Source organism: Pseudarthrobacter sulfonivorans, assembly GCF_024391045.1.
GTDB lineage: Bacteria > Actinomycetota > Actinomycetes > Actinomycetales > Micrococcaceae > Arthrobacter > Arthrobacter sulfonivorans_B.
Map to the genome: position 1 here is coordinate 45,689 of NZ_JANFCZ010000015.1, position 21,190 is coordinate 66,878.

Sequence of the window (21,190 nt, forward strand, 5' to 3'; positions counted from 1 at the left end):
GCCCCGACGCGGGGGAGCGGCCGCACTCCGTTACGGAGTCGGGTCTTTTCCAACGGCAGGGGCAGGCCTACGGTAAGAGGCAGGAGTTCTGTCACTGAGCGCCTCAAGCCTGCCGTTCACCGCATGGACTCACGACGTTGGCGAGGGGCCGAGTTTGCGGTCATGCCGCGTTGGTAGGGTGCCTTGGAGCAACCGATGGAAGCAGCAATTCTCGAGGAGGAGACATGGCCAACAGGCCTGACGAACCGGCAGGTTCAGCGAAACGGGGCGGCCCGCTGACCGCCAACCCGGAACTCCCGCCCACAGCGGTGGATGCGGCAGTTGCCGAGGCCGAAGAGAAGAAATGGACGCCGGCGAAGATCGCGCTGTGGGCGGCCATCGCCCTGCTCGGCGGTGTGGCCTGGTTTATGGTGGCCATCATCCGGGGCGAGACCGTCAACGCCATCTGGTTCGTGTTCGCCTCGGTCTGCACCTATCTGATCGGTTACCGCTTCTACTCCAAAGTGATCGAGCGGTACATCACCAAACCCGATGACCGCCGCGCCACACCGGCCGAGTACAAGGCCGACGGAAAGGACTATGTCCGGACCGACCGGAACGTCCTGTTCGGCCACCATTTTGCCGCTATTGCAGGCGCCGGCCCCCTGGTCGGACCAATCCTCGCCGCCCAGATGGGTTACCTTCCCGGAACGATCTGGATCATCCTTGGCGTGGTCCTGGCCGGCGCAGTTCAGGACTACGTGGTGCTGTTCTTCTCCATGCGCCGCGGCGGCCGTTCCCTGGGCCAGATGGCCCGCGAAGAACTCGGCGTCATCGGCGGCACGGCTGCGCTGATAGCCACACTGCTGATCATGGTCATCATCGTGGCGATCCTGGCACTCGTGGTGGTCAACGCCCTGGCGGAAAGCCCCTGGGGCGTCTTCTCGGTGGGCATGACCATTCCGATTGCCCTGTTCATGGGTGTCTACCTCCGTTTCCTCCGCCCCGGCAAGATCATGGAAGTCTCCCTGATCGGCTTCGTGCTGCTGATGGCTGCCATCATCGGCGGCGGCCTGGTGGCCAATACCGAGTGGGGTGCCGCGTCCTTCACCCTGGACAAGGTCACCATCGCCTGGGGCCTCATCGTGTACGGATTCATCGCCGCCATCCTTCCCGTCTGGCTGCTGCTGGCACCGCGTGACTACCTGTCCACGTTCATGAAAATCGGCGTGATCGTCATGCTGGCGCTGGCCATTATTGTGGTCCGCCCGGAGATCACGGTTCCGGCCTTCAGCGAGTTCGCAAGCCGGGACAACGGGCCGGTCTTCCCCGGCGCGTTGTTCCCGTTCCTGTTTGTCACCATCGCCTGCGGCGCCTTGTCGGGGTTCCACGCGCTGATCTCGTCCGGGACCACGCCCAAGCTGGTGGAGAAGGAACGTCAGACGCGCTACATCGGTTACGGCGGCATGCTCATGGAGTCCTTTGTGGCCATCATGGCGCTGGTTGCGGCCATCTCCATTGACCGCGGGCTTTACTTCGCCATGAACTCGCCGGCCGCCCTGACCGGGGGAACCATTGAAACGGCAGCCACGTGGGTCAACAGCCTCGGCCTTTCCGGGGTCAACCTCAGCCCGGACCTGCTGTCGGAGACCGCGCGTAACGTCGGCGAGGAAAGCATCGTGTCCCGCACCGGCGGCGCACCCACCCTCGCGGTGGGGCTCGCCCACATCATGCAGCAGTTCGTCGGCGGGACGGCCATGATGGCGTTCTGGTACCACTTCGCCATCATGTTTGAGGCCCTGTTCATTCTGACCGCGGTCGACGCCGGCACGCGTGTGGCGCGCTTTATGCTGCAGGATTCCATCGGGAACTTTGTCCCGAAGTTCAAGGAGCATTCCTGGCGGCCCGGGGCATGGCTCTGCACCGCCGTCATGGTGGCCGCGTGGGGGCTGGTGCTCCTGATGGGCGTGACGGATCCGCTGGGCGGCATCAACACGCTGTTCCCGCTGTTCGGCATCGCCAACCAGCTGCTGGCGGCCATTGCGCTGTCCGTGTGCCTGGCCATTGTGGCCAAACGGGGGAGCTTCAAGTACCTGTGGATCGTCGCGGTGCCGCTGGCGTTTGCGGCCGTGGTGACCATCACCGCGAGCTACCAGAAGATCTTCTCGTCCACGCCCGCCGTCGGCTATTTTGCCAACAACGCGGCGTTCAGCAAGGCGCTCGCCGACGGCAAAACCGAGTTCGGCACGGCCAAGAGCGTTGCGGCCATGGAAGCCGTGGTGCGCAACACTGCCATCCAGGGCTGGCTGTCAGTGATCTTCGTGGTGCTGAGCATCATCGTGATCGCCATGGCCGTCGTGGCAACAGTGCGCGCCTTCCGGAACCAGCAGGCGGGGATCCCCAACGAGGACAACGAGGACCCGGCCCGTCCGTCCCGTGTCTTCGCTCCGGCCGGGCTGGTTGCCACACCGGCCGAGAAGGAACTGCTGGCCGAGTGGAACAAGCTGCCGGCCGAGCTGCGGTTTGAAAGGGCGGGTCACAACTGATGAGCGCCGGCCTTGCCGCATTGGCCACAGGCTTCCGGGGTTTCGCCCGGTACTTCGGCGGCGTCATGGGGGCTGATGCATATGCCAAGTACCTCGAGCACTACCAGACGGCCGGTCACCAGGAGCCGCCGCTGACGGAGCGGGAGTTCTGGCGGGACCACACGGACCGGCAGGACGCCAACCCGCAGGGCCGATGCTGCTGAACGTGCCGTGCAGTGTCATCGACTGGACCCGGCGTAGCCGGCGCGTGAGAGTATGAACGCATGAGCGATCCGAACGACACTCAGCCTGACGACATTCCAGTGGAGGGCACCACCCTCGACAACGGCGGACCGGCCGAGCCGGGCGCGGCCGGGCCCGTCCCAACGGGTCCGGCTGCTGCCGGGGCGGCCGCCGGCAAGGACAAGCGCAGCAGCCTGCAGGACCTGGTGGACGAGCCTGCGAAAGTCATGCGGATCGGCACCATGATCCGGCAACTCCTGGAAGAAGTTAAGTCGGCTCCGCTGGACGAAGCCGCCCGCGGACGCCTGGCCGAGATCCACGAGCGTTCCATCAAGGAGCTGGAGGACGGGCTGGCCCCGGAGCTCGTGGCGGAACTGGAACGCATCAGCCTGCCTTTCCCGGACAACGCCACGCCGTCGGACGCGGAGCTCCGGATCGCCCAGGCGCAGCTGGTGGGGTGGCTTGAGGGTCTCTTCCACGGCATCCAAACAGCCATCGCTGCCCAGCACGCCGCCCGGGAGCATGCCGTCGCCCAGATGCAGCTGAAGCAGTTGCCGCCGGGGACCATGATTGCCCCGGGCGTAGTCATCGGGGAGAACGGGGAACCGCAGCGGGCCACTGCAGGGCAGCGCCCCGGTGCAGGGACGCCAGGCCGGCCGGAGGACCCGGACCACGGCCCCGGCCAGTACCTCTAGGTTTTCGTGGGGTTCTTTACCGCCGCCCGCCAGGGGCGCAAGGATGACGCCGAGCTCGGCAAGGGTCTGTGGCGCCGCGCCCACGATCGGTTCCACCGGGGTTTGGACCGCTATCACCAGGTGCTTGAGGGTGTGGAAGACGATCAGCTCTACGCCGAACTGGTGGAGATCGCCAATGAGCTGACCGGGCTCCTGGAACGTGTCCGCACCATCTGCGTTGAGGCTCAGCGGCGCTCACCCAGCGACGGGCTCGACATTCCCGGAGCGTTGGCCGGTGTGCACAGGTCCCTGTCCAAGGCGGGTAACTCGCTGGCCACCACGGCCGAGGCTGCCGCCATGCTGCGGCTCGCCGTCGGACCGGTCCCGGTAGGGGCGGCCTCGGTGCGCCGCCGCGCGGAATCGGTGTTTGAGCAGGTGGCCGACGCCGAGCGACGCCTCGCAGAGGATGCCGCCGGCGGGCCGTCGGAGTCGCACGCCGGCTGAGGCACACTCCGACTGCGGGGGCACTCCGGCTTCGGGGCCGGCCGGGAAGCCTCAGGCGGCGAGACGTGCCTGTTCCGTGGCGATTTCGTCAATGACGGCCCAGGCTTCCTCGCCCGTGCACTGCCGGGTGGCGAACCGCTCGGCTTCCAGCCGGGAGTCGAAAGTTTCGTAGCGGATCCGGCCACAGTCAGTGTCGAAGTACGTGACGTGGTATTCGTGAGCGACGTTGTTTTCCATAAATCCAGTCTGCAACCGGGGTCTGACATTCACCGGTCATCAGTCCCGCGTGTTGCCCAGCCTAAGTACCCGCTCCTGCGCGAGCACGGCTGAACGCTGGGCTTTTTCGGCTGCCCTTGCCGCCTGCTTTGCTTCGGCCGCGGCCGTGGACAGTCCCTTCCGGGCAGTGTCCAGCTGTTCCTCGGCGCTCTTCAGCCGTACCCGAAGGCCGAGGGTTTCGCGGGTCAGCGCGGCCACCTCTTCCTCCGTTTCCGCCAGTTGATCCCGCCGTTCCGTCGCCAGCGCGGCAGCCTCCTCCTCCGCTGCCTTGGCGTCGGCCAGGACGGCCTTGGCCTTCTCCAAAGCGGTAGGGGACGTCCGCCGGGGAGTCTCCCGGACAGCCTTGAGGCGCGGCTGGTCTGACGGCGGGCGGATGGTGACTGCCGCCGTCGGACGCTGTTTCTGTGCGTGCTCCGGTCCCGACTCAGGTTCGGCGCGCGGTACAGAGTCGGCGCGCGGTTCGGCCACAGCCCCGGGAACCGGCACAGCCCCGGGAACTGCCACGGCGCCGTCGAGATCCACCGTATCCACGCCGTCGGCTGACAGTGTCCTGACCAGGAGCCCGCTGCGGACGGCGGCCGCCGCTCCCTCGTCCGCGATGAGCGCCCCCAGCGTCCGCTCGACGTCGGCGGCGATAGGAGCGCTGATGGCGCGTCCGTGGCGCTCCGCGACTGAGCGGGCGGTATCGACGGCGTCACCTAGCAGGGCGCGGCGCTCCCGTACCAGTTCACGGAGGGCGCCGGCGTTGAAGGAAGACTGTGCGGCGCGCATCCGCTGCCCGAGGTCGGCGAGGCGCGCGAGGACCGAAGGCTCATGCGCCGCCATCATGTTGACGGCCCAAGCCGCCACGGAGGGCTTCGGCAGGGCCTTGACGGCGGCGGGGAGTTCCTTTCCGGACCCGGTGGCGGCTTTGGCCGCGGCTGTCCTGGCCGCCATGAACCCGTCAAATGGCACGGCATACAGTTCCAACGCGATGGCCGTGAGCGCCGTATCCTCCATGGAGGCCATCATAGGCGGAGCCCACGGCGCCTTTCAGGGGCGCGCCGGCACCCGTCGAGGGCCCCTGCGGCGTATTTTCAGTCTTCCGGGGCCTCGGGGCTCTTTCCTTCGCCCGGCGCCGTGAGCGCTCCTGCGCGGTGCTCTCAGCCCTGCCCGCCGTTCCGAGCGGCCCAGGAGGCTCAGCATGCTAATGATGATGCCCATCCAAAGCACTGCAGCACCCAGGACAATACAGATCAAGACCAAAGTCTGCATATGGCGCCCTTCGAAGCTAGCCCGTAACCGGGTGCGGTCCGCTCCCGGCCCGCACCCGGTGCAGTTGGCGGCACAAACACAAAGTCGGGTCGCCGGTTTACGCGACGTATTTCTGCAGCAGATCTGTAGTCTGCCGGCCGCATTTGGTGATCCGTGCAATGTTGGCGGCGGCCAGCTGTGGCAGCAGCCGGGCCGGTTCGGCGTGGTGGGTGTCAACCCGCAGGGAGTGCTCCAGATCGGTCGCAAACTCTGCAAGGCGTTCCGCGCCCACCATCTGGCTGGAGGACTTCAAGCTGAGGACCGCATCCAGGGCGCCCCTCAAATCTCCTGTGGTCAGGGTGAGGCGCACTTTTTCGGCCCTGTCGGGCAGCATCGCAATGAAGTTCAGGACGAAGTGCTTGCAGACATCTTCGTCGTCGAGGCCGTCCCGCAGCTTCTGCAGAACTGTCCGATCCAGCAACGGTAAAGCATTGGCGTCCATAATCTTCCCCGAGCGTCGACACACCTATCAACGTCCCCCAGGACATGTAATGGACGCTACTGGCTGGCATTGGCGAACGCACGAGTACGTGGTACTCGATTTTGCGCGCGCCGACACCCGAATGGCGCGTCATTCGGGTGTCGGGTAAGTGCCCGGGGTGGCAGGCGCTGGTCTCCGGTGAACTCACGCCTCCCGTGAACCCGCGCCGCCGGTGAAATCCGCGTTGGATCAGTCCAGGACGTCCGCCATATGGTCAAAGACCAGGTAGTCTCCGTCCGCCGGCTGGAAGCCAAACTCCTCCCAGTACTGGCGCAGTGCGGCCTTGGCCGCCTCGTGCTCCGGTGTGCCCTCCTCCGGCGCGCCATCGGCGGGAACAGGGGAGGCCTCCATGATGACTTGGACGGCGGAGCGGCCGATGGTGCAGAGAACCGCTTTCAGGACGGCGTGGCCGAGTTTATTGCCGCGGAACCGGGGCTGGATGCACAGGGAGGAGACGATGAGCAGGTCACCACCCAGTGCCATGTCCTGGATCAGGTCCGGGCGTTTGAGGCTGAGCATTGCACCGACACCGGCCACGTCCTGGTTCGCGGCGTCCAGGGTGAGCAAGAGGTCGATGATGCCGGCATCGGGCACCAAATACAGTTGGGCTTTCCCGACAGGAACCTCCATGCCGTCCGCGCCGTCGTCGTCCTCATCCCAGACAGTTCCGGTGACGGTGACGGTCCACGGCACCGGATAGTCCTCCGGGTCGTGATGCGCTCCGGGAATCCCCCGGAAATGGCAGCGGTAATCGAAGGTCAGATACTCGGGAACCAAGCCGGCCATGACACTCCTTCGGTACAACAGATGAGGCGGGAATGCTCTCGGATGCAGTCTACGGTCCTGCGCAAATGCCCGTCACGGTTCTGGCCCAGCTCAAGAAGGTTGATGTCGACGTTGCCGCTGCCTGGTTCAGGGAAGCCGCGGCGCTTGCGCAGTTGCGTGGCCTTGTACTCGTCACGGGCGAGGTTGAACGTGTGGGCCGTCATGAGTCCAGCAAAGCCGATCAGCCACAGGGCGCCCCAATCCGGCGGCACACCTTCCCACCGGGGACGCTGGAAAAGCCACAGGCCGGCGATCGTGCCGATCATCATGATGACCAGGATGATGCCCATGCCCCACCAGGTGCTGACCTGGGCATGTCCGCCTCCGGGCGTGAACCCGATCTCGTCGGCCGGGAAGCTGTACAGCTCGCCGGCTTTTGTCTTGCGCAGGACGCGCTTCTCACCGGCGGCGACAGCCTTCTTGTGCTCGGCGTAGACGGCGTCCTCGCGGTCGAACCGCTCCCGGTCATAAACCATCGGTGCTCGCTTCTCTCGGCTGGGCAGGTTGGTCGGGTCCGCCCCGTCAACCTGGGCGGACTGACGTTTCCGGAGGAGCCGTAAACAGTGGTTGGTCCGATGTCTCGAGGCTTCCTCGCGCACGAACCGTCGACCTTCATGGCGAAGCCCGTTGTGGAAACCATCGCGACAAAGGTCTGTGGGTGTGATTTCCTTGCCGGCATTCCATCTGCGGTAAATGCTTGGGCACGGATTGGTGTCAAAGCAGAGATAACGGACCGGCCGGACGACGTCTTTCTCCTGGGTCCAGCCTGGCGGAACTGAAAACCGGCTCACTCGGGATAATAGGTTCTCGGTATCTCTGCCCTCGGCCATCCGGACGAGGACCAGGCCGGCAGCGACAGTCAAGACCGCAGCGATCAGACGATGGTTTTCTTCTTCACTGTTCCTCAAGCAGCAGCGGCACCATTCCCCGGAGCTCTGAGGCCAGGCGCTATTGGAATGCATCGTATCCTCATGCGGCATCTTTGTCTGCGAAATTGCCAAGCCCGGCCCGTAGCGTTCGCGCCGGCTGGACCCTATCGGTCGCCGGCTGCAGAAACGATCCCGACAAGAGCGAATGCCTCAGACTTGGCGCCCTTGTCGTGCTGGCCAAACCCAGACACTGGAGCTATCTGGAAGGAGTTCAAAGTGTGCCCCGCCGCAATTGGGCAAGTCGGGTTAACCAGCGAAAAACCCCGGAAACCCCTAAAACAAGGGGCTGTCCGGGGTTTATCCCGAGCTTCCTATCAGAATCGAACTGATGACCTTTTCATTACGAGAAGTAGTGCTTCCTCATGTAGGAGTAGGGATAAACCGCAGAAGGGTGACGACAAAGTGACGGCCTAGTTCCAAGCCAGGTTCGCGAGCGCCCCGTTCAGGCGCTCGGCGCTGTCATGAAGGTCGTGGTCGAAGAGCCCAGCGTAAGTGTCTAGGGTCATCGTTGCACTCGCATGCCCCGCAATTCGCTGTACGACTTTCACGTTGGCTCCGTGACTGATTGCGAGGCTAACCGCAGTGTGGCGCAAGTCGTGGAATGTGGGCCTTGGAAAGGCCGGATGGGCCGCCATGACTCTGGCAATCGCGGGAGCATAGTGACGCTTTGTCCAAGTGTTATTGCGTAGGACAGAACCACGGCCACCTGTAAACATTCTCCCGTTCACGGTAGCTGTGCTAGCCAACTGCTCACATCTATGAGCGATCAGTCGGGGGAGTGGCACGACGCGGCTTTCCCCTCCCTTTGTCGGTCCAAGCACTAGCTTTCCGCTGACCTCCGAAAATGCCCGACGAACGGCGACAGAGGGCGTATCGCCAAATTCGAAGTCATCGGAGGACAGCGCTGTTATCTCACCCCAACGGAGGCCGCCGGTTCCTGCCAGCATCACGAATAGCTCGAAGCCCTCACACTCACGGGCCAGCAACGTGAGTTGTGGCATGGTGAGGTACACATGCTCCCGCTGCTTCTCCTTGGCGGGTATGTAGTCCGTCTGGCCAAGCGGATCCTTGGCCGGGTTGTTGGGCAGCAGGCGTTTCTTAACGGCATGCCCCATGAGCCTGCCGAAGTACAACCCAACCTCACGGCGAGTAGTCACGCCTGCTGGAAGACCGTCCTGTCCCTTGAGAGTTGTAATCCAAGCGGCCACGTCGTCGTACCTTACGTTGCCAACGGGCGTGTGCGCCCAGCGAGGGGCAACGTAGTTCTCATAACAACGGCGGTAGTTATCCACCGTCTTCGGACTGGCAGGTTTTCTCCCGTTCGCGCCTACCTGCGCGATCCTCTCGATCCACTCAGCGTAGAGCTGGGAGACGGTGACTTTGCTGGCAGTGCGGGGATCAATGAATGTCCCACCACGTATTGCCCGCACGGTAGTGTGCAGAAAATCTTCTGCCTCCCGCTTGGTTGCGAACCTCTTACGTTGGCGGACGCCGTCTGCCGTTGTCCAATCTGCCTGCCAGCGCTTGACGCCGCTGGCCAGCTTGTTAATTGCCATCGCTCTCTTCCTTTTGTGTACGTATGCGGGTGAGTATGTCGTTCGCCACAGCTTGATATGCCGGTGCAATTCGGGCGTCGCGTCCCTTGCCCACGAGTACGCCTCTTGATCTAGCCCTGCGAAGTCGTGCCGACCAAGTGTCGGGACTTTCCATGCTCCATTCCGTGAGCCTCTTGATTGGTTCGACGGATACCTGAACGAGTGAGACGTATGCCTGAGCGACGTGTACGTAGTCCTCGTCGCCTTCTACGCGGGAGGGAAGGGGCGTTACTTCTTCACGAACACCCGCTACTGCAAGCTGTTCGTACTGGTCACGCATCAGCGCCCTGGCGTGCGCCATGGGGATGGACCTCAGTAGAGAAGTTGTAATGCCATCGAAGGCCTCGGGCCTTTCGTCTTCGCCCGTCTCTTCAAGTTCCTGGGCGTAAGCAAGCGAATCAAAGTCGATAGTCAGTTTGTTCGGTTCTCGGAAGCTGCCCATCAAGTGGCCTACGACCCAACTAATAGTGACTGTCAGGCTGTGAATCCGATACACCGCTGTCAGCATCGGGAAAGTAATGCCTCCATCCTCGTATTCGCGCAGTGTCGGACCGTTCGGGGTCAGGCACTTAACGCCGTCAGGGAGGGGCGGTAGTTGCGTGGTGGTATCCATGATTCACAGATTAGCACAGTTGGCTTGTCAGTCAGACTGTGTCCGACACGTTTGCTTTGCCAAGCAACCTGTATTAGCATTTCTTCTCGACACAGTTTGATTGGCAATGTGACTGTGTATCAACTACGAGATTGGAGTGCTTTTGCACAAGCAGTACCGTGTCGGCCATGCCGATACACCCCATGCGGCCGGCCAACCCTCGCCGTTCATGACGCGGCGGGAGACCGCCGCTTTCCTCAAAGTGTCTGAGAAGTGGTTGGCCCAATCAGGCAAGGCCATTGGACCCGACTTCCATAAGTTCGGGAACCACTGTCGGTATCACGTCGACGACGTGGTTCGCTGGGCGCGACAGCAGCAGGTGCGGCGATGAAACAAGGGAGATCACCTATGCTCGCTACTGATGCTGTCCTTCTCCGGGAGCTGGAAGACCAGGTGACGGCCCATGGGGCCTCTACATTGTCTATCCGGCAATTGGCGGAGCGGACTGGCGTAACTCATAAGACGGTCAACCGATCCCTCGGCCGTCTGGCGGCCGCTGGGCGGATAGTTAGGGCCCGGCAGTCTTATGGCAATCGCCCAACTGCATGGCAACTATCCAAGCAGCTAGATACCGCTGACCAGCCAAAACGTTCGGAGCGGATGACCCCAAGGGATGGGGGAGGGATGCCGGACCTATTTCGGCGGCGGGACCTAAGTGGGCCGGGGGCTTTCTATGACGAGCTTCCGGATCAGGGGCTGTTCAGTGCCGAAGAGGCTCTTTTGCTGTCATCCCTTACAGCCAACGTCCGTACCGTCGAGTGGTGGCTATTGGTGCTTGCATCTCAGCTTTGGCCTTTGGTGGAAGAAGTGACGACCGACGACGGGCGAGTACTCTGGCGCAAGCTCCGCCTTAGCGATGAACACTTCACGGCCAATGCAGACCACTTGCAGAGGCATGCCGAAGCTACGGGGAAAAGGCCACTGAAGACCAGGGCCCAGTTGCAAAGGCAACATCAGCGCGAACGTCTGGTTATGACTCTTCGTTCGGCGGTGCCTCGTGGCAACTAAGGAACAACAGAAACTTTGTCGTGCGCGTGGTTGTCGTACCAAGTGGCGGCTCGCTTCGACCCAGCTCTGTCACAAGCATCGCAACCATGACTTGGTGAATGTGCGGCTACCGAGAAAGCCCCGACGCTGCACGGTGCCGGACTGTACAAATGACGTCCTGGCATCGGGACGTTGTAGTAGTCATCAGTACGCCCTGTATGAGCAGTTGACCGAAGAGACATTGCTGGAACTGGAGCTAATCCTTACTTCGTGGATCATCCCGGACCCTGACGGGTGCTGGATCTGGCACGGCAACACCAAGGACGGCTACGCGCAGACGATCGTGAACGGAAGGTGGATCACTGTCCATCGGTGGCTGTACATGCACCTTGTTGGTCCAATCCCCAACGCTCACGAGATGCACCACGAGTGTCAGAAGCCAAGGTGCGTGCGTCCGGGCCACCTAACTCCGCTCAGTCAGGATGCGCACCAGGACATAACTGCTTTCTCAAAGATGCTGTTTGGTATGGCTCCGTCTGCCATCCTCGCCATTGACAACTTCAGCAGAACGGATCGGGAGAGGATGTTCGCTCGGGCGTATGGGCTGCCCTCTGACATGGATGGGGTTCCTGTTGGCGAGATCCAATTCGCCTGAGAAACTTCTAACCCGTACGCAATAAGAGGTGCTAACACCACCGGGGGGTGAACAGATCCGCTCCGGGGTACTACCCCCACCCCTTTCCGGATGGCTTCTTCGGGTGGTCCTGGTCGACACGGGACCACTCGAAGAGGCACACGATAATGTCAGTTATCATGTGCGTATGAAACCTGCACCAGTCAGCACCCTCTCAGGGAATGAACAACGGCACGGCCACGTCATTGCGGCGTGGAAGCTGGCGCAGAGTTCGCCCCACACGCTCCGTGCCTACAACCGGAGCATGGCTGACTTCTGTTCCTGGCTGGACGCCAGGGGAATGGACCTGCTGACGGTGAAGCGCCCGATCGTTGACGGCTACCGGCACACACTGGCAGGCCTGTCACCTGCCACGGTGGCGGCCAGGCTGGCAGCGCTCTCGAGCTTTTACCGCTACGCGGTATCCGCTGATGCCATCAGGGGCGGCAATCCGGTGGAGCTGGTGAAGCGTCCGAAGGTGGATGCTGACCACTCGAGCACTGAGGGCATGACAAGGGACCAGGCAAAAGCTCTGCTGGAAGCGGCACGGGCTGACGGCCCGCGCTCCCACGCCCTCGTTTCTCTGTTGCTGTTCACAGGGATCCGGCTCAGTGAGGCGCTGAATGCCAGCACCACTGACTACGGCCACGATACCGGCCACCGGACGCTGAGCATCCGGCGCAAGGGTGGCAAGGATGGGAAGGTGGCAGTGCCGGCCCCGGCTGTGGAAGCCCTGAATGCCTACCTGGAGACGAGCGGCCGAGAACTCCTGGCAGGCGCGGCAGTTTCTGGCTTCCCGCTGTTTACGACCGCAAAGGGCCGGCGGTGGGCATCCTCGGAGGCCTTTAGGACTGTCCAGCGTCTTGCTCGCGCTGCTGGTATCGAAGGAAAGATCAGCCCTCACTCTCTACGGCACACGTTCGCCACACTCGCACTGGGCGCGGGAGTTGCTCTGCACGATCTGCAAGACAGCATGGGCCATGCTGACCCTCGCACCACCCGGCGCTATGACAGGGCAAGGGGCAGTTTGGCGAAGGCCGCAGGTTATGACGTCGCAAAGTCGTTGGCCTGACACCCCAGTAAGGTCTTTGCCGCTGACGCGCCTCACTTACCCGTAGGTATGAACCCTGAAGTGGGATCCCAGCGCCTTCCGAAGGGAAGAATTTGATCCGAGGCTGCCACTACTCCACGGAGGGGTGGGTGTTTCTCCTGACCTAAAATTTCCGGGGCTGCCGTCTCGATAGTCGAGTGACCTTCTTGGAAATGGCACTCTGGGGCAGGCGGGTCCGGCCAACGCTGACCTTAGTAGTGGCCGACACGTCAGGAATCACCAGGGTCTTCCTTTGCCCAGGTTTGATTACGCCGACGCCCTCTGGCGTCTTCTGCACGACGTTGACTTCCATGGCCCTACTTTACGCCTTTCTTGGCGTTGTTGCTCGGACGAGCATTGGGTCTGTTGCGAACGCTTTCAAAGGCCATCGACATAATTTCCGCAACTACTTCTACTAGATACTTGTCGCCCTCCGTCAAGGAATTCGCCTCGGGAGCGTCAATTGTGACCATCCCGTACGCTCCTTGATTAGTCCAGATTGGACATGATGCAAACGTCTTGTAGGAAGTCCTTTCAGGGTCGTACCATTCAGGACTTTCCGAGTCCAAATTCTCGTAGATAACAGGGCGCCCGCCACGAACAAAGCTAAGTGCTGCGTCGCCTTTTTTAGTGCCAGCCGTGAAGTTTCCCGGCTTTTCCCCCCGGCCCGTGTATGCCATCCAAGTCATTTGCTGAAGCTCGACGTCGAGATCGTAGACCGTTGCCCGAACACCGGGCGAGCGCTCGGAGACGAGCGCGAAGAGCGCCACCGTCGCGGCTTTGGCGGGCAGCCTCATGTGAGTTAGGCGCTGTGAGGGCATCAAGGCGGGAATTTCAGCGATGTGACCTGCGAGTGGTACTAGGGTATCCCTGAGAGATTTCCGAAGGTGCTCGCCAGCCTGCTCCACGGAAGCGGTGCGTCGTGATTCCGCCATAGCTCGCCGCACCTGGAGGACGATCGCGGTGATTAAAGCGACTGCAGCTGCGATAAGGAAGGGAATCTCCCAGCCTGGAAATGTTGCTCGGAGCGCGACTAGGGGACCAACTAAACCGGCGAGCAGTAGCGGCAGCCCAAAGGTCACCCATGCTCTGGGCTTTCTCTGCGGCTTTGGCTTTTCGTCTCCGTTATCGCGCACAAGTGAAATTGTACGGCGGAAGGAAGCTGTGACCCCGGCTTATTGCCGGTATGCAACATCATTACGCCCGTCTGCATCGTACAAAACGGTACGGGAAAACAGCGCCACCCAACATAGGGCTAGAGTCCCCGAATATCGGCATGACTTCAGCGTCAGATGAAGGCCTGGCGCAGGGGAGGCTACGACCGCGCACCGTACCCTCGGAAGGCGTCCGATATGGCGTCGCCAAGGCGCTGAGCTAAAGCGCAGTAGTGGCCCAACACTGCCCTTTCGCTCCGCGCATGCCCTCTTCGCTCCGCCGCTACTTGGGTTCTGCTCTTTCCGAGGGCTGGGGAACCGGGAGTACGTCGGCGGTAATCAAACTGCCTGCGACGACGCGCTGTAATAACTGATCTTGGACTGATGCTAGACGAACAGTGTGGGTCAGGACCTTCACGAGGTCCAGAAGTTCTCCATTCCAATCATCGTTCCAAGCCTCCGGGCGAACTACGTCCAGCGGCTGTGGTTTGGTCGCAGCGAGGCCGGAACCCTTGCGTGTTCTGAATGCAAGCCATTTCTTGAGCACCTGCCATCTTCCGACGGAGAACTCCCACACCTCAGGGGCGACTCCCGCCAAGCGTCCGGTCCCAACAGTCAAAGTCTGTGCTTCCTTGTCGTAAGAAACTTGACTCAAATCTTCGGGCACGTCCTCTATGTCGCAGTCCCATTGAAGACCAGGGACAGCAGGTAGCGTCGAAGTCCGGGCTGCTGAGTCATCCTGGAATCGCTCCGCGTAAGTCTGAAGCCAAAGCAACTTCTTGCCGACCTGAACCACTTCCCCGAAAAGTGCTGGGTCGGCGGTGATTGGAACTCTGGCTCCGGCGGTTACCAGCTCTTCCTCGAAGAACTTGCGATATCCCGCGTGCGCCAGTAGTGCAAATGAATAGGCGGCCAAATCTTCAGGCTCCAGAGGGATGCCGAGCTTGTCGCCAAGTACATCGAGCAGCCCCTGGGTGACATTGGGCATCGTCGCTGATCCGTCCCTGTATAGCGGCATTATGTCTTTGCCGCCCCGCCCATTGAAGAAATGCAGATCAGGTACATCGGCGGTAACCGTAAGCGCTGGACCATCACCCAAAGGCGTCGTGAACGAACTTGCGATGAAGATCTGCTTGTCCGATCGACTTCTCCAGAGTGACGGGCTATCAGTCTTTGCTAGACGGCGATCCTCTAGCGCCCACTGTCGGTCAAAACTGCGGAAGCCGTAACGCGCAATCGGCTCAGGCCGACTTCCGGGTAGGAGTTCGGACAGCTTCTTGGTATACCCGGCTACCTTTGTGTGTATATTCCTGCCGCTTGTGCCGGTGACGAAGTAGGCTGCGCGTTCAGACTCATCGGTCTTAGACAACAACAGCGCCCAGCGCTTCTCTATCAATTCGGGCTCAGGAGCGATTGGCCATGTTCGACCGTACTTTGAACCCGGTTGCTGCCATGGAAATAAGTCGGTCATCAGCGGCAACGCCAACCATGCGTCACCACTAAACGCGGGGATCAGCGAGCTGCCCTGCGAATCATCATGGGTAGACCAACCATCCGGGTCCTCTAAAGGATTCTTGGTAGACAAGACTTGGGTCAGCTTCTCCGCCCTGGTCCCTGCAATCTTTCGGTACTTGACGACAGCTGGGGTAGCCGTCGTGCCGCCTCTGCGGAAGAGCGTAACGATAGCTACTGGAGTCTGGATGGCAAATACATTTTCATCTTCATTTGCGCCTCGCCCTTCACCGCCGAGGTCCACGATCCACATTTCATCGGCGTACTTCCGTGCGAGATCCCTAAGTCCAACAAAGGCCGGACCGTTCAGCCAGGAAGACGCCGTTATGAAGCTGACAACAGCCGGTTCGTCTGGACGTTGCTCAAATGCCTTCCAAATGGCCCACCGCCAGAAGTACACATAGTCGTTGTACAGGCTAGCTTGAGCGGAAAATATGATGCCGGCCCGCTGGGCTGGCTCTATCACATCGAGAAAAAGAGACCTGCCCTTGCCGGGGTTGACGACCCATTTGCCGTCTGCAGCGGTGCCCCGGAAGTACGGCGGGTTTCCGAGGCAGACCGTGACCGGTTGGTCACTCTTTACTGTTCTTGCCCGTTCTCGTTCCTGCGCCAGCACTTCCATGTCGCCCCACAGAGTTGCAGGTGCCGGGACACCGGCCGGGTCGTCGAGCGTGTCGGTTAGGTATACGCGGACGTTACCCTCGGGCAGCATCGCTCCGCTTAGCTCGGCAAGGCGTTGTCCGATTCGCAAGTGAGCCACGGCGTACGGACCAGGCAAAAGTTCGAAGGCCAGCAGGTTACTGACTAAATGCTTGGAAGCTTGACGGGGGCCAGCCGGTCCCCGCTCTGCCAGGGCCACCTCGGCAGCGCGATCAATCACAGCCAGCGGGTACGTCCCTGAACCCGTAGCCGGATCGAGAGTAACAACGTTTTTGTCAGCGAAGCCAGGGCGTTTTTTTAGAACATTTCGGAGGATGTAGTCGACATGGTCGACTTGCATTCGAACTACTGCTGTGGGCGTGTAGTACACACCAGCTTGCTGCCTTGCCGCCGGATCGTACTTTGCGAGGAAGTCCTCGTAGAACCAAAGCCAGGGCTCACCACGACTGTCTTTGCTCTTTGCGATCGTCCGATTATCGACCACTGATACAAGGCGTTCGATGGCCCCAATTTCGGCTGCTACTGCGGCGTAGAGCCCTTTGACTTCCAGTACCGGGCCGAGCGAAGCCGCAAGTACGGCGTTGCTACTCTTCAGCGCGTCGCGCGCTTCCTCAAGTGAGATGCGGTTGTCTCGGTTCTTGTCCGCTCCGCCGCGCAACGCAGCGATGGCGAGACTGTAAGAAACCACTTGGGCGAGGTCGCTGGCAAACTGGGCGTCGTCTGCATTCTCATGCACATGGGCCGACCAGACTTTCTTGGCCTGCATAATGGCGGCATTGGCGGAACCTGGAGCGAGCCCCGCGCTAAGCCTTTGTCGGAGCATTCGCGCCAATGGAGCGAGACGATCAGCGAGCTGAGCGACTTTGGTGATGACGGGAGGCCGCATTGAAACGAATTTGCGCAGCAAATCGGACAGTCCCTGTGAGTCCCACTCACTTGTAGGTTCGGTCGGTAGGTCCGCTGTATCGATGATCTCGCCGAGTTGGTACAGATAGGCCTTTTCACCGTTCGTAACAATCAGGGAGTCTAGCTCCGAGAGCCGCTGCCACTGCGTCCGCTCCCGTCCTCGCCACTGGCTGCCGTCCAAAGAATGGCCTGGTGCCTTTAGCTCGATCCAGCCGCAAGCAGACTTGTTCACGAGTGCGGCAAAGTCAGGTCGGACGCCGGAAAGTTGAGCCTCACGTAACAGCTCAAGGCTGCCCATATTCTGACTCTGTGCCACGGAAACGAAGAGATCATGAACAGGAACTGTTAGTTGCGCCTCGGGCTCTGCTGCCACACCGGCCGCCATGGCGGCAGCTATGGACTGAACGTACTTCGATGCGGCATCCCCAAGAGTCATGGGAATACTCTGCCACACCTGGAGAACGCGACTTCACACGGGACGTGGGCGCATTGAGAAGGCAGCTTGAGTCAGTATCGAGGTGACGAAAAAATGACGAACACCTCGGGAAACGAAAGGAAAAGCGGGGAACGCATAAGGTTCCCCGCTTGTCAATAAGCCAGCGAAAAACCCCCTAGAAACCTTGATTTCTAGGGGGTTTGTCCCGAGCTTCCTATCAGAATCGAACTGATGACCTTTTCATTACGAGTGAAACGCTCTACCGACTGAGCTAAGGAAGCACCGCATGGAATCTCCCGGCGTAACCGGGCGGTTCATGCAAGAGTCAACTGTAATAGAGTCCCGCCGTCCGGGTCAAAATGAGACCCGGCAGTGGGTCAGCAGACGGTGTTGTCGGCGGGAACCTTGCCGCTCACGAGGTAACTGTCCACGGCGTCCTCAAGGCAGCTGTTGGCCCGACCGTACGCGGTGTGGCCCTCACCCTGCCAGGTCAGCAACGAGGCATTGCCTAGCTGCTTGCGGAGGGACGCTGCCCATTCCACCGGGGTGGCCGGGTCGCCGGTGGTCCCGATGACAACGATCGGGGACTCGCCGGTGTATTGGACCGGGGCCGGTGTGCGCACATTCTTGTACGGCCAGTCCACGCAGTTGGTGCCGCCGTAGGCAAAGAAGTAACCCAGCGTGGGGGAGGCCTGCTGCAGACGCTGGTCTTCGGCCCGCATGGACGCCGTGTCGGACACCATGGGGTAGTCCAGGCAGTTGATGGCATTGAAGGCGAAGGCGGAATTGGAAGTGTACTGCCCGTTGGAACCGCGGTCTGCGCCAAGGTCCGCCAGCCGGAGCATGAGGCTCACGTCCCCGGTCGCAGCGGCGGCCAGGGCCTGGGTCAGGGCCGGCCAGCTCTGGTCGTTATAGAGGGGTGTGATGAGGCCGCTGACAAACATGGTGGCGTTGACCGTGCGGCCGTCCTTCGCAACGCGCGGATTGTCCTGGACGGAGTTGATGAGGCCCCGGATCTGCTGGACCCCGCTGTCCACGCCGCCGGTGAGCGGGCAACCCTCTTTTTGCTGGCAATCGGCCACGTAAGACCTGATGGCTTTCTCGAAGGCAACGGCCTGGCCCATCGTCAGGTCCTCATTGCTGATCGACGGGTCCAGGGCGCCGTCCAGGACCATCTTGCCCACGTTGTTCGGAAACAGCGAGGCGTAGGTGGAGCCCAGGAACGTGCCGTATGAGTAGCCCAGGTAATTGAGCTTGGTGTCGTTCACCACGGCACGGAGGATGTCCAGGTCCTTGGCCGCGCTGACGGTGTCGATGTGGCCGAGGGACGGCCCGGTCTGTGCCGCGCACTGCTCGGCGATGGCTTTGTTGTCCGCCAGCACGGCAGCCAAACCGGCGTCGGTTTCCAGGTTGTAAATCTTGGCCCTCGCCGCGTCCCGTTCCGCATCCGTCATGCAGTTCACCGGGGCGGAGCGTTTCACGCCGCGCGGATCAAAGCCCACAAGATCGTAATTCGCCCGGACGGACTGGGAAAAGTGGGTCGTGGCGGCATCCTTGACGAAGTCGTACCCGGAGCCGCCGGGGCCGCCGGGGTTGACCAGCAGGCTGCCGGACTTCTTGCCCGTGCTGGGAGCCCGCAGGGCGGCGAGCTGAATCTTGTCCCCGCCGGGATTCGCGTAGTCCATGGGTACCGTCACCTTGGCGCACTGGAAGCCGTTTTCGCAGGGTTCCCACACCACTTCCTGCGAATAGAAAGAATCGAGACCGGCGGGCGCGGACGCCACGATGGAGGGATCAGCCTTGCCCGTGGCGGGCGCTTCGTCCGCCTTGTTGCCGCCAAGGAGGCTACATGAGGCCAGTGTCAGGGCCAGGACCAGGGCGCCGGCAGCCCGCAGTCCACTCCCCAGGGACCGGGGGCGTGCGGGCAGGGGGCGAGCAGTCATTCGAGAGGTCTCCTTGGAATGCTAAATCAGGCTGGCTGCCATGGACTCAATGGTCAACAGCGGAGCAACGTTGGTGGTGGTGATGCGTTGGCGGGCTTTGTTGATGGCGTCCATGCGGGCAAGCGTGGTCTCCGGGGCGGACCGGCCGGCAAATTCCTCCAGCTCACCCCTGAGTTCAACGTTCACCAGCTCCACACTGTTCCCCAGCTGGATAATGAGCACGTCCCGGTAAAAGGAAAGCAGGTCCGTGAGGGTCCGGTCCAGCGAATCGGTAATGGACCGCTTCGCCCGGCGTTTCTGGTCCTCTTCCAGTTGCCTGATCTGGCTGCGCATGGCCGGCGGCAGCGTCCCCGACTCGGGGGCACCCAGGGTGGCGAGCAGCGCGGCCTTCTCGGCGGCGTCGCGCTCTTCATTGGAACTGTTGGCTTCCGCTGTGGCGATCTTCACGAGCTTGTCCGCCATCATGACCGCGGCGGTGACCCCGCGCAGCCCCAACGGGAACCGCACTGTTTCCAGCCTGCGTTCCCTCGCCTCCGGATCGCGCGCCAGGCGGCGGGCAATCCCCACGTGGCTCTGCGCGGCGCGGGCCGCACGTTCGGCGAGGGCCGGTTCCACGCCGTCGCGCTTCACCAGCAACGCCGCGACGTCGGCAGCCGGGGGCAGTCGCAGGGCCACGGCACGGCAGCGGGAACGGATGGTCACCAGCACGTCCGCGGGCGACGGCGCGCACAGCATCCAGATGGTCCGCGGGGTGGGCTCCTCGATGGCTTTCAGCAGGACGTTGGTGGTGCGTTCGGCCATGCGGTCGGCGTCTTCCACCACAATGATCCGCCACCGCCCCGACGACGGCCGGTTGCCCGCGGCGGACACCAGGTCGCGTGCCTCGTCGATGGTGATGGTGACCTTCTCGGTCCGTACAAACGTCACGTCCGAATGCGTCTCGCCGAGGATGGTCAGGCAGGCGTGGCACTCGCCGCAGCCGCGCCGGGTCACGTCCTCCTGATCGCAGTTGAGGGCCGCCGCGAAAGCCTTCGCAGCGTTGGAACGCCCGGACCCGGGCGGGCCCGTGAACAGCCAGGCGTGGGTCAGACCCTCGCCGAGCGTTGCCTGCCGCAACTGTTCGACGACGGCGGGCTGGCCCTGGAGGTCGTCCCACACCGTCACGCGGCACCCCGCGAAGCCGCGAGCAGGGTATCGATGGAGGCCAGGATCCGCGCCGCGAGGTCGGGGACAGGCAGGTGGGCGGGCAGCACCAGATAGGTGTCGGGGCGGGCGTCGGCCAGGTCCAGGAAAGCCTGCCGGATGGTGGTGTGGAATTCGTCCGCTTCGGACTCCAGCCGGTCCTCGGCGGCGTCGCCGGCAGTCCGCCGGCGTCGGCCGTCGGCCGGGTCCACGTCCAACAGCACCGTGAGGTCGGGCTGGAGGCCCGACGTGGCCCATTCATTGAGCGAACGCACTGCATCAGCGCCAAGATCGCGCCCGGCCCCTTGGTACGCCACGGAGGAATCGATGTAGCGGTCTGTCAGCACAACGTCACCGCGCTCCAGTGCCGGCCGGATGACCTGGCTGGCGTGGGCAGCGCGCGAAGCTGCAAATATCAGTGCCTCCGTATGGGCATCGATATGGCCGTGACCGTGGTCCAGGACCAGCGAACGCAGCTTTTCGCCGATGGGTGTTCCGCCTGGTTCCCGGGTCCGCAGGACCGTCAGTCCGCGGGATTCCAGGGCCTCGGCGAGCAGGGCCGCCTGCGTGGATTTCCCGGCGCCGTCACCGCCTTCAAAGGCGATGAAAAGTCCAGGGCTGTTGGTGGTGGTCACCGCTCAAGCCTACCGACTTCGGCGGTCCGCGCGCGT

General features: G+C 62.2%; 19 protein-coding genes and 1 tRNA gene. 7 read left to right on the forward strand and 13 right to left on the reverse strand.

The genetic code is table 11. The annotated features are described in order from the left end of the window. Window positions 1-224: 224 nt before the first annotated feature. The 4 genes from NQJ30_RS11440 to NQJ30_RS11455 are packed head-to-tail and all read left to right on the forward strand — an operon-like array spanning window position 225 to window position 3,925. Window positions 225-2,525 carry a carbon starvation CstA family protein gene (locus NQJ30_RS11440; RefSeq protein WP_255770042.1) on the forward strand — a complete coding sequence of 767 codons (2,301 nt, stop codon included), beginning with the start codon at window positions 225-227 and terminating at the stop codon, window positions 2,523-2,525. Next, complete coding sequence (locus tag NQJ30_RS11445; protein ID WP_255770043.1) at window positions 2,525-2,728, forward strand: YbdD/YjiX family protein; 204 nt, start codon at window positions 2,525-2,527, stop codon at window positions 2,726-2,728. Before NQJ30_RS11440 ends, NQJ30_RS11445 begins: the two co-directional genes overlap by 1 nt. A 60-nt stretch (window positions 2,729-2,788) precedes the next feature. Then, the gene (locus tag NQJ30_RS11450) at window positions 2,789-3,442 is read left to right on the forward strand and encodes a bacterial proteasome activator family protein (protein WP_255770044.1); all 654 of its coding nucleotides are present in this window, start codon (window positions 2,789-2,791) and stop codon (window positions 3,440-3,442) included. Window positions 3,443-3,448: 6 nt separating this feature from the next. After that, window positions 3,449-3,925 carry a hypothetical protein gene (locus tag NQJ30_RS11455; RefSeq protein WP_255770045.1) on the forward strand — a complete coding sequence of 159 codons (477 nt, stop codon included), beginning with the start codon at window positions 3,449-3,451 and terminating at the stop codon, window positions 3,923-3,925. Between the two features lie 51 nt (window positions 3,926-3,976). Here the strand turns inward: NQJ30_RS11455 and NQJ30_RS11460 are convergent, their stop codons facing one another. From NQJ30_RS11460 to NQJ30_RS11490, 7 genes are all read right to left on the reverse strand, one after another. Next, complete coding sequence (locus NQJ30_RS11460) at window positions 3,977-4,162, reverse strand: hypothetical protein (protein WP_255770046.1); 186 nt, start codon at window positions 4,160-4,162, stop codon at window positions 3,977-3,979. A gap of 39 nt (window positions 4,163-4,201) precedes the next feature. Beyond that, complete coding sequence (locus tag NQJ30_RS11465; protein WP_255770047.1) at window positions 4,202-5,200, reverse strand: hypothetical protein; 999 nt, start codon at window positions 5,198-5,200, stop codon at window positions 4,202-4,204. 352 nt (window positions 5,201-5,552) lie between these two features. After that, a complete protein-coding gene (locus tag NQJ30_RS11470; RefSeq protein ID WP_255770048.1) occupies window positions 5,553-5,936 on the reverse strand; it encodes an Hpt domain-containing protein in 384 nt (127 codons plus the stop codon). Window positions 5,937-6,164: 228 nt separating this feature from the next. Next, on the reverse strand, window positions 6,165-6,761 hold the full coding sequence (locus tag NQJ30_RS11475) for a hypothetical protein (RefSeq protein WP_255770049.1): 597 nt from the start codon (window positions 6,759-6,761) through the stop codon (window positions 6,165-6,167). After that, window positions 6,734-7,276 (reverse strand): hypothetical protein, encoded by a 543-nt coding sequence (locus tag NQJ30_RS11480; protein ID WP_255770050.1) that lies wholly within the window; start codon window positions 7,274-7,276, stop codon window positions 6,734-6,736. Before NQJ30_RS11480 ends, NQJ30_RS11475 begins: the two co-directional genes overlap by 28 nt. An 863-nt stretch (window positions 7,277-8,139) precedes the next feature. Further along, window positions 8,140-9,285, reverse strand: a complete 1,146-nt coding sequence (locus NQJ30_RS11485) for a tyrosine-type recombinase/integrase (RefSeq protein ID WP_255770051.1) — start codon at window positions 9,283-9,285, stop codon at window positions 8,140-8,142. After that, window positions 9,275-9,937, reverse strand: a complete 663-nt coding sequence (locus NQJ30_RS11490) for a hypothetical protein (protein WP_255770052.1) — start codon at window positions 9,935-9,937, stop codon at window positions 9,275-9,277. Before NQJ30_RS11490 ends, NQJ30_RS11485 begins: the two co-directional genes overlap by 11 nt. Window positions 9,938-10,324: 387 nt before the next feature. Between NQJ30_RS11490 and NQJ30_RS19120 the strand changes: the two genes are divergently transcribed. From NQJ30_RS19120 to NQJ30_RS11495, 3 genes are all read left to right on the forward strand, one after another. Next, window positions 10,325-10,984 carry a winged helix-turn-helix domain-containing protein gene (locus NQJ30_RS19120; RefSeq protein ID WP_374113251.1) on the forward strand — a complete coding sequence of 220 codons (660 nt, stop codon included), beginning with the start codon at window positions 10,325-10,327 and terminating at the stop codon, window positions 10,982-10,984. Between the two features lie 322 nt (window positions 10,985-11,306). Beyond that, window positions 11,307-11,618, forward strand: coding sequence for an HNH endonuclease (locus NQJ30_RS19125; RefSeq protein WP_374113252.1), 312 nt, complete (start codon window positions 11,307-11,309; stop codon window positions 11,616-11,618). 166 nt (window positions 11,619-11,784) lie between these two features. Further along, a complete protein-coding gene (locus NQJ30_RS11495) occupies window positions 11,785-12,708 on the forward strand; it encodes a tyrosine-type recombinase/integrase (RefSeq protein WP_255770053.1) in 924 nt (307 codons plus the stop codon). Between the two features lie 335 nt (window positions 12,709-13,043). On the opposite strand, the gene NQJ30_RS11500 is transcribed toward NQJ30_RS11495, so the two are convergent. The 6 genes from NQJ30_RS11500 to tmk all read right to left on the reverse strand — a co-directional run bounded on the left by NQJ30_RS11500 (window position 13,044) and on the right by tmk (window position 21,154). Further along, window positions 13,044-13,862 carry a GAF domain-containing protein gene (locus tag NQJ30_RS11500; protein ID WP_255770054.1) on the reverse strand — a complete coding sequence of 273 codons (819 nt, stop codon included), beginning with the start codon at window positions 13,860-13,862 and terminating at the stop codon, window positions 13,044-13,046. A gap of 301 nt (window positions 13,863-14,163) precedes the next feature. Next, on the reverse strand, window positions 14,164-17,394 hold the full coding sequence (locus NQJ30_RS11505) for a type ISP restriction/modification enzyme (protein ID WP_255770055.1): 3,231 nt from the start codon (window positions 17,392-17,394) through the stop codon (window positions 14,164-14,166). A 208-nt stretch (window positions 17,395-17,602) separates the two neighbouring features. Further along, window positions 17,603-17,675: transfer RNA gene (locus tag NQJ30_RS11510), tRNA-Thr, on the reverse strand. 96 nt (window positions 17,676-17,771) lie between these two features. Beyond that, a complete protein-coding gene (locus NQJ30_RS11515; RefSeq protein ID WP_255770056.1) occupies window positions 17,772-19,337 on the reverse strand; it encodes an alpha/beta hydrolase in 1,566 nt (521 codons plus the stop codon). 21 nt (window positions 19,338-19,358) lie between these two features. Next, the gene (locus NQJ30_RS11520; RefSeq protein ID WP_255770057.1) at window positions 19,359-20,501 is read right to left on the reverse strand and encodes a DNA polymerase III subunit delta'; all 1,143 of its coding nucleotides are present in this window, start codon (window positions 20,499-20,501) and stop codon (window positions 19,359-19,361) included. Then, window positions 20,498-21,154, reverse strand: coding sequence for a dTMP kinase (gene tmk / locus NQJ30_RS11525; protein ID WP_255770058.1), 657 nt, complete (start codon window positions 21,152-21,154; stop codon window positions 20,498-20,500). The genes NQJ30_RS11520 and tmk overlap by 4 nt, the downstream gene beginning before the upstream one ends. Between the last annotated feature and the right edge of the window lie 36 nt (window positions 21,155-21,190).

Coding starts and splice junctions, on each gene's coding strand:
- NQJ30_RS11440 (WP_255770042.1), top strand. CDS start 225: ATGGCCAACAGGCCTGACGAACCGGCAGGTTCAGCGAAACGGGGCGGC.
- NQJ30_RS11445 (WP_255770043.1), top strand. CDS start 2,525: ATGAGCGCCGGCCTTGCCGCATTGGCCACAGGCTTCCGGGGTTTCGCC.
- NQJ30_RS11450 (WP_255770044.1), top strand. CDS start 2,789: ATGAGCGATCCGAACGACACTCAGCCTGACGACATTCCAGTGGAGGGC.
- NQJ30_RS11460 (WP_255770046.1), bottom strand. CDS start 4,162: ATGGAAAACAACGTCGCTCACGAATACCACGTCACGTACTTCGACACT.
- NQJ30_RS11465 (WP_255770047.1), bottom strand. CDS start 5,200: ATGGAGGATACGGCGCTCACGGCCATCGCGTTGGAACTGTATGCCGTG.
- NQJ30_RS11470 (WP_255770048.1), bottom strand. CDS start 5,936: ATGGACGCCAATGCTTTACCGTTGCTGGATCGGACAGTTCTGCAGAAG.
- NQJ30_RS11475 (WP_255770049.1), bottom strand. CDS start 6,761: ATGGCCGGCTTGGTTCCCGAGTATCTGACCTTCGATTACCGCTGCCAT.
- NQJ30_RS11480 (WP_255770050.1), bottom strand. CDS start 7,276: ATGGTTTATGACCGGGAGCGGTTCGACCGCGAGGACGCCGTCTACGCC.
- NQJ30_RS11485 (WP_255770051.1), bottom strand. CDS start 9,285: ATGGCAATTAACAAGCTGGCCAGCGGCGTCAAGCGCTGGCAGGCAGAT.
- NQJ30_RS11490 (WP_255770052.1), bottom strand. CDS start 9,937: ATGGATACCACCACGCAACTACCGCCCCTCCCTGACGGCGTTAAGTGC.
- NQJ30_RS19120 (WP_374113251.1), top strand. CDS start 10,325: ATGCTCGCTACTGATGCTGTCCTTCTCCGGGAGCTGGAAGACCAGGTG.
- NQJ30_RS11495 (WP_255770053.1), top strand. CDS start 11,785: ATGAAACCTGCACCAGTCAGCACCCTCTCAGGGAATGAACAACGGCAC.
- NQJ30_RS11505 (WP_255770055.1), bottom strand. CDS start 17,394: ATGACTCTTGGGGATGCCGCATCGAAGTACGTTCAGTCCATAGCTGCC.
- NQJ30_RS11515 (WP_255770056.1), bottom strand. CDS start 19,337: ATGACTGCTCGCCCCCTGCCCGCACGCCCCCGGTCCCTGGGGAGTGGA.